Origin of the sequence: Metabacillus mesotrionivorans, assembly GCF_052171315.1 — a bacterium.
Lineage (GTDB): Bacteria > Bacillota > Bacilli > Bacillales > Bacillaceae > Bacillus_P.
In genome coordinates this window covers 105,939-118,006 of record NZ_JBQMFF010000001.1, presented here as the reverse complement: position 1 = coordinate 118,006, position 12,068 = coordinate 105,939, and the positions used below count along the sequence as shown (strand labels likewise).

Here is a 12,068-nt window from a genome sequence, read left to right as displayed (position 1 = left end):
CGTTCAGCAGAAATAAAGCTTTTATTCCTCAATCTATGTATGATAATATGGACATAGAATTGTTTGAAGAATGAGGTGAACAGATTGCGCTATTTTTGGACTTTTTTCTGGACGTTTTTATTAATGCAAATGATGGCATACGTTGTTGCTTCCATGACAGGTGTCGCCTATAACTTTGTTACAGCCTCTATCCTCGCTGTAGCTGTAACCGTTGTCATCCTGATCTTGGGTGAAATTGTTCCTGACAAATCGGCAGAAGGACATCATTAATACCTGACTTCGACTCTGCATGCAAAAAACCCTACTGAAAACAGTAGGGTTTTTTTGTATGACCGGAGTCAAGGTTTGCGCTGGTAAGTCCATTCACGGTCGTCATTTGACGTTTCCGGAAAATGGTCTCCTGCCTGAAGCTTTATTTTACGGGGATTTTTGACCATTGATCCAGTCTCCCCAATTTCTACATACACACCGTTATTAGGTGCTTTTTGGCCTGATTTAAAGCGGTGCTGCTGCCCCAAATTGATTCCCTCCTTAAAGGTTTCATACACCTGTAGTATGGTTTAAACGGGGGTAATCCATGTAAAATCCGGGCTAAGTTTGTCTTTGCACTCTTCTTTTACCTGTAGTTAAATAAGAAGGGAAACGGAGGATTATATCTTTATGGAAGACTTATATTTGATACTGAAATATTTACTGCTTGGGCTGTTTCAGGGTTTTACAGAGCCAATCCCTGTCTCCTCCAGCGGACATCTGGTGTTTGCCCAGCACTTTCTTGGCGTGAAAATTGAAGGACTGAGCTTTGAACTCCTTGTTAACGCTGCCTCGCTGCTTGCTGTTTTGCTTATTTACAGGGAAGACCTTATCAGGCTGTCTGTAAATGGCGCCAGTTACGCAGTAAACAGAAACCCGGAGAATAAAAAGGATTTTCAATTTATTCTTTATCTGATCATCGCTACAATCCCTGCCGCTGTTCTTGGAATTTTATTCAAAGATGTCCTTTCAAGCAAGGATGTCAGGCTTGCTGCAGGATCCCTGATTGTAACGGGTATTGCCCTTTATTTAATCCGAAATCTGCGCGGCAATAAAAGGGACGGTGATTTGACCGTAAAGGATGCTGTCATAATCGGTTTTGCACAGGCTGTTGCCCTTATACCGGGAATCAGCCGTTCCGGAGCTACCATCGTGGCAGCCATGGCTCTCGGGACTAAACAGGAAACAGCGCTTAGATTTTCATTCCTTCTTTTTATACCTGTCAGTGCAGGCGGCATGATCCTCGGCATCAGCGATCTATTGGCAGATGAACATTTTAATGAGCTTATTATGCCATATGCAGCAGGATTTGCAGGATCGCTCATCATGTCCTATTTTTCACTGAAGTGGTTTATGGGCATTATGGAAAAAGGAAATCTGAAATACTTTGCTTATTACTGCTTTATTGTCGGACCGGTTATTTTGATTTTGACTCTTTTTTCTTAACAAACACCCCTGAATGAGCTTTTATTCGGGGGGGTTTTTTTTCTGCAGTAATATGTAGGGTTTTCGCGGTGAAGTTGGCAGTGAATACACGATTGTTGGTTGTTAATTTGTAATTGTTGACCGTAACTATTGAGAAGTTGGTTGTAAGTATTGGATTGTTGGCTGTAAACAGGAATTTAGCTGCGTTTAAAAGGTATTTGCAAAATGATCGACACAAAAATAGCTCAGTCAGCCCTTAAACGGACAGACTGAGCTCACATTTAAACCCTTTTATCCAGCAAGAATCTCCTTCAGCAATGCTTTTTGCACATGCAGCCGGTTTTCAGCCTGCTGGAAAACTGCTGACTGGCTGCCGTCAATGACTTCGGCTGTCACTTCTTCGCCGCGGTGGGCCGGCAGGCAGTGAAGGAAGCTGCTGTCCGCCTTGGCGCCTGCCATGAGCTTGCTGTTGATTTGGTATCCCTCAAATGCGGCAAGACGGACTTCATTTTCTTCTTCCTGCCCCATACTCGTCCAGACATCCGAATAGACGATATCGGCACCCTGCACCGCTTCTTCAGGATTCGTGACAGCTGTTACAGCTGCCCCGGTTTGTTTGCAGACCTGCTGAACTTTTTTCATGACTTCAGGATCCGGCCCATACCCTTCCGGATGAGCGATGACTGCATCCATCCCGACCTTTGCACATGCGATAAGCAGGGAATGCGCAACATTGTTTCCATCACCTATGTAGGCAACTTTTGTACCTTTAAATGTCTTTTTCAGCTGAAGGATGGTCATTAAGTCAGCGAGCGCCTGGCACGGATGATACGTATCGGTCAGTCCGTTAATGACAGGAATCGATGCGTGGCGGGCAAGCTCCTCGACTTTTTCATGCTCAAATGTCCGGATCATAATAGCATCGACATAACCTGATAAAACCTTAGCCGTATCCGCAATGCTCTCGCCGCGTCCAAGCTGCAGATCATGGCTGCTTAAAAACAGAGCATTTCCTCCAAGCTGCTGCATGCCTGCTTCAAATGAGACACGGGTGCGGGTTGATGATTTTTCGAAAATCATCGCAAGGATTTTGCCTGAGAGCACCGACTGAACCGGATTTTTTTTCATCTCCATGCCCTCATGAATGAGATGAAGAATTTCCTCGGTTGTATAATCAAGCAAGGTAAGACAGTCTTTCCCAAAGAAAGAGGACTTTGCCCGGGCTAGTTTCACTGAACTCATCACGCATTCACTCCTGTTCGTGTTAATTCTTTTATTGAGTACACCTTGTAATCTGTTGCCGCCTGCAGATACGCTGCAAATGTTTCCCGATTTGAAAACACTTTTATTCCTTTATCCAATGCTTTCAGCCTAATAGCCGCTGCTTTTTCCTTCGTAAGACTCACAAGCAAACCATTGCGGGAAGTTTCTAGCCATTCATCAAAATTATCTGTGACAGCTGACATTCCGGCGTTTTCAATCTGAGTGAGAAGCTGCTGATCGAGCGTATCCAAAAACACACTTGTTTCCTTACCGCCTTCTTCATCAAATACTTTGCCGAGTGCTTCTTCAATTGTTGGTGCCAGGCACATGCCTTCTCCAGTTGACCGCATTTCAGGTCCAAGCAGCAAATCGACATTCTGAAGGGCATGGCTTGAGAAAACCGGATATTTTACAGCAATATACTCTTTTTCTTCTATTGATTGATGAGTGAGCATCTTTCCGTCAAGCGCTTCTGCGGCAAGACGGATCATCGGAACGTCCATCACTTTACTGACAACAGGCGCAGTCCGGCTTGCCCGCGGATTGACTTCAAGTACAAAGAGCTCATCATCTTTAATTAAAAATTGAATATTCATCATGCCTTTATATTGAAGCTTCTGCACGATTTTCAGAGCTGCTTCATGCATTTCTGCTTTAAGTTCTGCACTAATTGACCGGGAAGGAATAATCGCCATGCTGTCACCTGAGTGGACTCCTGCAGGCTCAATATGTTCCATCACAGCCGGAACGAAAATGCCTGTTCCATCAGCCACTAAATCAAGCTCTGCTTCTTTTCCAATGACAAAACGGTCAATCAGCACAGGGAACGCATGCTTTCCTGCTGTTTCCAGCTGCTTTTGAAGCTGATCTTTTGTTTCAAGAACGAGCATTCCTTTACCGCCAATCACATAAGACGGTCTGATCAGAACCGGATAGCCGATCTTCTCAGCTTCCGCGAGCGCCTCTTCCTCGTGATGGGCTGTTGCTCCAGGAAGATGGGGGATCTCAAGCTCGTCAAGCAGGTGATAAAACCGTGCCCGTTCTTCGAGGATATCAAGGGTTTCTGAATCTGTCCCAAGAAGGACCGCTCCTTCTGCTTCAAGTGCGGCAGCCAGATTGATTGCCGTTTGGCCGCCAAACTGAACAATTGTGACATCAATGCCCTCTGCCTCAATCACATTCATAACGTGCTCTACTGTCAGGGGTTCAAAATAAAGACGGTCTGCGGTTTCAAAATCCGTGCTGACGGTTTCCGGGTTGTTGTTGATCATAATGGCTTCATATCCAAGTTTTTGCAGGGCTTTAATTCCCTGAACAGCACTGTAATCGAACTCAACCCCCTGCCCGATCCGGATGGGGCCGGAACCAAGTACAAGCGCCTTTTTCTTTTGAGGAGAAGCTTCTTTTTCAAGCTCGCACTCTCCAAAGTACGCAGAGTAATAATAGTTCGTTCTCGCTTCAAATTCACCTGCACATGTATCTACGAGCTTATATTTAGCGGTAATGCCGAGTGATTTTCTCGCTTTTGAGACTTCCTTTTCTTTGACATTCAGGCAATGGGCGATAAAAGAGTCTGAACAGCCTTTTTCCTTGATGAGGGTGAAAAACTCGCGTGTCATCGTATGAAGGGAAGAAGACTTCAGCTGCCGTTCAAGCTCGATAAGGGAAGCAAAGATGTTCAGAAAATAATAATCAATGCCGGTTTCTTCATGGATAACATCGATGGTTTCGCTTCTTCTTAAGAGCTCCATAATCGCAAAAAAGCGCTGGTCAGTCGCATATTTCAGCAAGGTCAGAAGCTCCACATCCGAAAGACCTGCCGTATCCTCATGCCAGATTCCGATGTTTCCGAGCTCAAGGGAAGCTGCTGCTTTTTGAATGGCTGCCTCCAGATTCCGTTCAATTGACATTACTTCGCCTGTTGCCTTCATCTTTGTGCCCAGAACACGGTCTGCATCTTTGAACTTATCAAACGGCCATCTCGGAAATTTAACCACTGCGTAGTCAAGTGCAGGCTCAAAGCTCGCAAACGTGGATTGTGTCAGCGGGTTCTTCAGTTCATCCAGCGTATAGCCGCAAGCTAGCTTTGCAGCAAATTTGGCAATCGGATAGCCGGTTGCTTTTGATGCAAGAGCGGAGGAACGGCTTACACGCGGATTGACTTCGATGACATAGTATTGTTTGCTTACAGGATCAAGCGCAAATTGAATGTTGCATCCCCCGATTACTTCAAGCGCTGAAATAATTGTGAGTGATGCGGAGCGGAGCATTTGGTACTCATGATCTGTCAATGTCTGAGACGGGGCAACGACCATAGAATCACCGGTATGAATGCCGACCGGGTCGATGTTTTCCATGTTGCACACCGTTATGCACGTATTGGCGCGGTCTCTCATCACCTCATATTCAATTTCCTTAAATCCTGCAATGCTCTTTTCAACGAGGCACTGATGAATGGGACTCGCATTCAGCCCGCTTTTCATCAGCTGCACCAGCTTTTTCTCATCCTCCGCAATTCCGCCTCCCTTGCCTCCAAGTGTATAAGCTGGCCGGACGATAATCGGGTAGCCGATACTTTCTGCAAAAGCGAGTGCTTCCACTGCGTCTGTCACGATTTCACTCGCCGGCACGGGCTGATTTAATTCATACATGAGCTTTCTGAATTTCTCCCGGTCTTCCCCTTTTTGAATCGAATCGACGCTTGTTCCAAGCACTTCCACCTGATATTTTTGGAGAATGCCTGCTTCATGCAGTTTTACAGCAAGATTTAATCCTGTTTGTCCTCCGAGCGATGCAAGCAGGCCGTCCGGCCGTTCTTTTTCAATAATTTTTGTGAGACTTTTCACCGTCAGAGGTTCAAAATAAATCTCATCAGCGTACTCATGATCCGTCATGATCGTAGCAGGATTGTTATTCACAAGGATGACTTTGTAGCCTTCTTCTTTTAACGCGATGCATCCCTGCGTTCCTGAATAGTCAAATTCTGCTGCCTGACCGATGATGATAGGTCCTGAACCAATTACCAAGATGCTTTTTAGATCATGTCGTTTAGGCATATACCGTTTCTCTCCTTGTCTTTTTCACCATTTCCAAAAACTCGTCAAACAAGTATTCGCTCTCTGCCGGTCCCGGATGTGCCTCCGGATGAAACTGAACGGACAGAATCGGAAGCGACTTATGAAGCATGCCTTCCACTGATTGATCATTCACATTCAGAAACCGGACCTTAAACGCAGCTTGATGGGACGTGACGACATAGCTGTGATTCTGAGAAGTCATGAACACTTTTCCCTTCACCTGATCAGCAACCGGGTGGTTCGCTCCCCGGTGTCCAAACCGCAGCTTCTTCGTATCTCCGCCGTATGCAAGAGCTATCAGCTGATGGCCAAGGCAAATACCGAGTGACGGGTAGTCTTCCGTCGCTTTCTTGATAGCCGGCAAATACATCGCAAGGCTCTTCGGATCTCCTGGTCCATTTGAAAAAACAACGGCATCCGGCTTTACTGAGCTAAGCTCATGTAATCTTGTATAAGGAATCACCGTCACTTTGCAGCCCCTCTTTAAAAAGGAACCCTGGATGGATTTTTTAAATCCGAAATCAATGAGGGCAACATGGACATCCCCCTCGCCTGCCGTTGTCATAGTTTCATTAATGCTCGGCAGCTGTTTTTCAGGAAATATAGAAAGATCTTTTTTTACGGCTGAAAGCTCTGCTTTCATCGTTCCGTGCTTTCTGATCTGTTTAACGACAGACCTTGTATCCACATGGCTGATAAACGGAACATTCCATTTGCTCAAGTACTCCTTTACGCTGTAAGCTGCCTCGTAGTGGGAAAAATGCTCGCAGCATTCATAGAAGACAGCGCCTTTAATCTGAGGTCTTTCACTTTCAAAGTCTGAAGCATTAATTCCGTAATTTCCGATTAGAGGATACGTAAAGACGATAATCTGATTTTGGTAGGACGGGTCAGTCAGAACCTCCTGATAACCGGTCATGCCGGTATAAAAAACGATCTCGCCCCCGACGTGCGCGCCGGTTAAATTTCCTTTATAGCTTGTGCCGTTCTCAAGAAGCAGGTAACCGCTCATGTTCCGTTCACCTCAAAATGAATTTTTATTTAAACTAAAGTATATTTATACATTGGTGTGTAAAAAAATTTAGTGTTGTAATGTTTGGTGCCATTAATCCGGGTCTTGATGTTAAGTGCCATCAATACTGGTTTTTTGTTCGTTGGTGGTTCTATTCTTGATGTTCAATGCCATCAATACTGGTTTTTTGTTCTTTGATGGTTCTATTCTCGAAGGTTGGTGCCATCAAATCTGATTTTCTGTTTGTTGGTGGTTCTATTCTTGCTGTTTAGTACCATCAAATCTGATTTTCTGTTTGTTGATGGTCCTTTTCTCGATGTTCAGTGCCATCAAAACTGATTTCCTGTTCGTTGATGGTCCTTTTCTCGATGTTCAGTTCCATCAAAACTGATTTCCTGTTCGTTGATGGTCCTTTTCTCGATGTTCAGTTACATCAATACTGATTTTCTGTTCGTTGGTGGTTCTATTCTCGCTGTTCAGTGCCATCAAACAGAATTCTCCAACTGTTGATGGCTCTTTTCTCCCTATTCAGTGCCCTCAATCCGGAATTTTCGCTGACTGATGGCACCCATCCGCCAGAACAAAGTTCTACCTCACGATCCCAGCCGTTTTCCTCAACGTTTTTCCAATAATATCTGCAGCTGCAGTCATTTCTTCATCTGTTACGGTAAGCGGCGGAAGCAGCCTGATCACCTTAGGGCCTGCCGGGAGTGCAAGCAGCCCGTTAGACCGGAGTTCTGTAATGAGCGGAGCTGCCTCCTGTTTCAGCTGAATGCCGATCATGAAGCCTATTCCTCTGATTTCTTCCACTTCTTCTGCACCGGATAGGGCATCTTTCAGAAGGTCTGTCATAATTTCCGCTTTCCTGTTCACCTCTTCGAGAAAGTCAGGATCAAAGATTTTTTCAAGAGTTGCTTTGGCTGCTGCCATCGCAAGCGGATTGCCTCCGAATGTGGTTCCGTGGGAGCCAGGCTGAAAGGATGAAATCAGCTCTTTTTTCCCGATCATGGCTCCCACAGGAAAACCATTTCCAAGTCCTTTAGCAGCTGTAATGATATCAGGGTCTGCCCCATAATGCTTATAGGCGAACGGTTTGCCTGTCCGGCCGATGCCTGTTTGCACTTCATCAATAATCAGCAGTGCTCCAAGTCTTGTGCACGCTTTTTTTACTGCATCCATGAATTTCTGCTCTGCGGGAACGACTCCGCCTTCCCCCTGAATCACTTCAAGCATAATGGCTGCATAGTCATCTCCTGCAATTTGGTCCAATTCCTCAGAATCGTTATACGGAAGATATTCAAACGACGGCAGCAGCGGCCCGAATCCGTCATGAATCTTCGACTGGCCGGTTGCAGACATCGTCGCGAATGTTCTGCCGTGGAAGGACTGTCTGAATGTCAGGATTTTCGACTTGCCCGTATGCTTTCTTGCAAGCTTGATCGCCGCTTCATTCGCTTCTGCCCCGCTGTTGCAGAAGAAGACGGCATCTCCTGAACTGTTTTCAGTAAGCAGCCGGGCTGTTTCCTCCTGGATAGAGCTTTGAAAGAGATTGGAAACGTGCCATACTTTATCAAGCTGCTTTTTTACAGCTTCTTTTACATCCTTATCGCAATGGCCTAAATTGCACACGGCAATGCCGGATATAAAGTCCAAGTATTCTTTTCCATTCTGATCAGCTGCAACCGCGCCTTTTGCTTCTTTTATTTCAAGATCATACCTGGTGTATGTAGGGAATAAATGACTCATTTTAATGCAGCCTCCTTGCCGGCAGTTATTTTTGTTCCAAAGATGGATGCTTCAGATGCAAACTTCCTCTTTCCGCTGACAATCATCACTTCTTTCAGCGTTTGGGAGAGAGATTTCATGGCAGCCTGGACCTTGGGAATCATTCCGCCGCTGATAATGCCAGAGCCAATCATTTCTGCTATTTCATCGGGAGTTGTATGCCGGATGACAATTTGTTCCTTCATAATGCCCTCTACATCTGTCACAAACAGCAGCTGGTTTGCCTCAAGCGCGCTTGCTACAGCTGCAGCAGCCGTGTCCGCATTCACATTCAGGGTACAGTGATCTATCGTTTTGGCGAGCGGTGCGATGACTGGGATATAGCCGCCTTTCAGCAGTGTTTTAATAAGATGGTCATCGACTGCTGTAATCTTGCCTACGTGCCCAAGCTCCTGTTCATTCAGATGCTCTCCTGTCAGGGTCCCTCCGTCGCAGCCGGCAATGCCCGCTGCTTTAAATCCGTGCTGCTGAAGGGCTCTTACCAGCTGTTTGTTGATTTGTCCAGCAAGCACCATTTCCGCTACATGAAGAACCTGCTTTGTCGTCTTCCGCTGGCCGCCGATAAACTCCGTCTGCACATTCATTGATTTTAAGGCCGCATTGATGGCAGGCCCTCCTCCATGAACAATGACAACCCGGTGTCCATGACTGATCAGCTCGTGCAGGCTTTCAAAAAAATCACCTGACAGCTCATCCACTGTACTTCCTCCGCATTTCAGCACCACTGTTCTGTCCATAATCCGCTCCTTACGTTCTGTAGCTTGCGTTGATTTTGACATAATCGTATGTCAGGTCGCAGCCCCATGCTTTTCCTTCACCTTTTCCAACCCGGAGATCAATATGAATGGCAACCGTTTCTTGCTCAAGCGCTTTTTTTGCCAGTTCCTCTGAAAATGACTGCGGCTGGCCATTATGAAAAAGACACTGGCCTTCTAAAAAGATGCCGATCCCATCCGGATTTACTTTTGCATCACTGTGCCCGATTGCCCCGATGATTCTGCCCCAGTTGGCATCAGAGCCATAAACAGCTGTTTTCACGAGGTTTGATCCGACGACTTTTTTGGCCGTTATTCTCGCTTCCTCATTTGAAGCAGCGCCCTCAACTGTCACTTCAATCAGCTTTGTTGCTCCTTCACCATCTTTTGCGATGCTTTTTGCGAGATCTTCGCATACCATTTTCAGCCCCAGTTTAAAAGCATCCCAATCTTCATGTTGCGGAGTGAGCATATCATTGCCTGCAAGGCCGTTTGCCATGACAAGCACCATATCATTAGTCGATGTCTCCCCGTCCACTGTAATCTGGTTAAACGAAACATCCGTCAGCTCGCTAAGTGCACCTTGGAGCACATCGCTTTCAACTGCTGCATCTGTCGTAATGAAGGCAAGCATCGTGGCCATATTTGGATGGATCATCCCCGACCCTTTTGCGCACCCTCCAATAGTTACTTTCTTTCCGCCGACGACAATCTCATAGGCCGTTTTCTTTGTCACAGTGTCTGTTGTCAAAATCGCTTCTTCAAAAGCGGATGCCCCAATCTTTACAGGAGAAACTGCACTTACTCCGCTGCGGATGCAGTCCATTTTCAGAAATTCTCCAATAACACCTGTTGATGCTACCGCCACATATTCTTCTTTCAATGAGAATGCTTCCGCGCACAGCGATCTCATTTCATACGCATCTTTCAGCCCCTGCTCCCCTGTGCAGGCATTTGCAATCGCGCTGTTTACGATCAGCGCCTGCAGTTTTTGCTCTGCCTTTGTGCTTTCCTGCGTCACTTTTAATGGAGCAGCCTGAAAATGACTCTGTGTATAAACTGCTGCACAGCTTGCCGGAACCTCGCTGATCAGGACACCTAAATCTCTTTTTGCATATCTTAAGCCGGTATGTACTCCGTCCGCCTTAAATCCCTTCGGTGATGTGACTGAACCTTCTTCTATCTTCTGAATCCCAGCGGACTCTTTTACTTTTAGCATCGATAAGCCTCCTTATGGATACAGCGGCGCCATTTCAACACCTGCTGCTTCATCAAATCCATTCATCAGGTTGAAATTCTGCACTGCCTGCCCTGCTGCACCTTTCATTAAGTTGTCAATCACAGACACAATGGTAATCCTGCCTGTTCTATCATCAAAAGCAATTCCGATATCACAGTAGTTTGAACCGTATACTTCCTTAGTTGAAGGAAATTCCCCGACCGGCCTCACTCTTACAAAATAGCAATCTTTGTAATACTCCTGATAAAGATCATGCCACTCTTTTAAACTGCCGCTTTTCGCCTTTGCGTAAATGGTCGTCATAATTCCCCTTGTCATGGGAACAAGGTGAGTCTGAAACGTAAGAGGCTTTAACGCGCTGTTCATTTCTAACAGAGCCTGTTCAATCTCCGGAATATGCTGGTGTTCGTTCACTTTATAAATCTTAAAATTCTCATTTGTCTCTGCATAATGAACGCCGGCGCCTGGCTTGCGTCCTGCACCGGAAACCCCGGTTTTTGCATCAATAATAATAGAGGATTCATCGATTAATCCCCTGCTGACCGCAGGCGCCAGGCCAAGGATTGCTGCCGTTGGAAAGCAGCCGGGATTTGAGATAACGGACGCTTTTCTGATTGCGTCTTTATTCAGTTCAGAAAGCCCGTAAACCGCCTTACCCACGATGACCGGATCTGCTGCCTTTCGTTTATACCAGCTTTCATAAGCCTCTGAATCTTTTAATCTTAAATCGCCAGACAAATCAATGACCTTTACCTTTTCCGTGCAGATCTCAGGCAGCAGTTCTGCCGCTGCACCGGGAGGGGATGCCATAAACAGGACATCCACCTCGGTCTCAATTCCTGCAGTGTTAATGGCAGTCAAGCTTTCCCCGCTGATGTCAGTCAGATGCGGATAAGAATCCCTGTATGCTTTCTCCGCTTCTGATGATGTATATAAAATACATTCATTTACATGTGGATGCTTTGAGAGAAGCCTGTATAGCTCATTCCCTCCGTAGCCTGTAGCGCCTATTATACCTACCTTCAAATCGAATCACCCTTTAATTTATATCGTACATATGTGAGATTTAGTACCCATTATAATACTGCATAAAAATAAAATCAATTGTATTTTTATATATTTTTCATCAAGAAAAAAATCCCGATCCATAAAGGACCGGGATTTAATACTCACTGAACACCCAGAGCAATTTTGGCAATTCTGCTCATTCTGTCTTTTGTCCATGGCGGATTCCAGACGATGTTCACTTCTGTTTCTTTGATTTCAGGGATATCGCGAAGGGCTGCTTTCACCTGATCGATAATCGTGCCTGCAAGCGGGCATCCCATTGAAGTTAATGTCATCGTGACAAGGGCTGTGCCGTTTTCATCAAGGTCAACATCATATACAAGACCAAGATTGACAATGTCGACTCCAAGCTCAGGGTCAACCACAAGCTCAAGCGCGCCATATATATTCTCTTTCAATGCTTCATCCATTTT

General features: G+C 45.7%; 11 protein-coding genes. 2 read left to right on the top strand and 9 right to left on the bottom strand.

Features of this window, described 5'->3' with window-relative positions:
* Nucleotides 1-84 precede the first annotated feature (84 nt).
* Nucleotides 85-270, top strand: a complete 186-nt coding sequence (locus ACTSEZ_RS00480) for a YjzD family protein (protein ID WP_029282663.1) — start codon at nucleotides 85-87, stop codon at nucleotides 268-270.
* A 68-nt stretch (nucleotides 271-338) separates the two neighbouring features.
* Here the strand turns inward: ACTSEZ_RS00480 and ACTSEZ_RS00475 are convergent, their stop codons facing one another.
* Nucleotides 339-518, bottom strand: coding sequence for a YjzC family protein (locus ACTSEZ_RS00475; protein ID WP_029282665.1), 180 nt, complete (start codon nucleotides 516-518; stop codon nucleotides 339-341).
* Nucleotides 519-660: 142 nt separating this feature from the next.
* Here ACTSEZ_RS00475 and ACTSEZ_RS00470 point away from each other — a divergent pair, with 142 nt between their 5' ends.
* Nucleotides 661-1,476, top strand: a complete 816-nt coding sequence (locus ACTSEZ_RS00470; RefSeq protein ID WP_369732201.1) for an undecaprenyl-diphosphate phosphatase — start codon at nucleotides 661-663, stop codon at nucleotides 1,474-1,476.
* Nucleotides 1,477-1,746: 270 nt separating this feature from the next.
* On the opposite strand, the gene argF is transcribed toward ACTSEZ_RS00470, so the two are convergent.
* The 8 genes from argF to ACTSEZ_RS00430 form a co-directional block, all read right to left on the bottom strand.
* A complete protein-coding gene (gene argF, locus ACTSEZ_RS00465) occupies nucleotides 1,747-2,697 on the bottom strand; it encodes an ornithine carbamoyltransferase (protein ID WP_369732199.1) in 951 nt (316 codons plus the stop codon).
* On the bottom strand, nucleotides 2,697-5,774 hold the full coding sequence (carB, locus tag ACTSEZ_RS00460; RefSeq protein WP_369732198.1) for a carbamoyl-phosphate synthase (glutamine-hydrolyzing) large subunit: 3,078 nt from the start codon (nucleotides 5,772-5,774) through the stop codon (nucleotides 2,697-2,699). The genes argF and carB overlap by 1 nt, the downstream gene beginning before the upstream one ends.
* Nucleotides 5,767-6,807 carry a carbamoyl phosphate synthase small subunit gene (locus ACTSEZ_RS00455; RefSeq protein ID WP_369732196.1) on the bottom strand — a complete coding sequence of 347 codons (1,041 nt, stop codon included), beginning with the start codon at nucleotides 6,805-6,807 and terminating at the stop codon, nucleotides 5,767-5,769. The genes carB and ACTSEZ_RS00455 overlap by 8 nt, the downstream gene beginning before the upstream one ends.
* A 588-nt stretch (nucleotides 6,808-7,395) precedes the next feature.
* Nucleotides 7,396-8,553, bottom strand: a complete 1,158-nt coding sequence (argD, locus tag ACTSEZ_RS00450; protein ID WP_369732195.1) for an acetylornithine transaminase — start codon at nucleotides 8,551-8,553, stop codon at nucleotides 7,396-7,398.
* Entirely contained in the window at nucleotides 8,550-9,329 is a 780-nt protein-coding gene (gene argB, locus ACTSEZ_RS00445) for an acetylglutamate kinase (RefSeq protein ID WP_369732194.1), read from the bottom strand. Before argB ends, argD begins: the two co-directional genes overlap by 4 nt.
* Before the next feature lie 10 nt (nucleotides 9,330-9,339).
* Nucleotides 9,340-10,566, bottom strand: coding sequence for a bifunctional ornithine acetyltransferase/N-acetylglutamate synthase (argJ, locus tag ACTSEZ_RS00440; protein ID WP_369732193.1), 1,227 nt, complete (start codon nucleotides 10,564-10,566; stop codon nucleotides 9,340-9,342).
* 12 nt (nucleotides 10,567-10,578) lie between these two features.
* Nucleotides 10,579-11,613, bottom strand: coding sequence for an N-acetyl-gamma-glutamyl-phosphate reductase (argC, locus tag ACTSEZ_RS00435; protein ID WP_369732192.1), 1,035 nt, complete (start codon nucleotides 11,611-11,613; stop codon nucleotides 10,579-10,581).
* A 143-nt stretch (nucleotides 11,614-11,756) separates the two neighbouring features.
* Nucleotides 11,757-12,065: a metal-sulfur cluster assembly factor gene (locus ACTSEZ_RS00430; protein WP_029282683.1), complete on the bottom strand. Its 309-nt coding sequence runs from the start codon at nucleotides 12,063-12,065 to the stop codon at nucleotides 11,757-11,759.
* Between the last annotated feature and the right edge of the window lie 3 nt (nucleotides 12,066-12,068).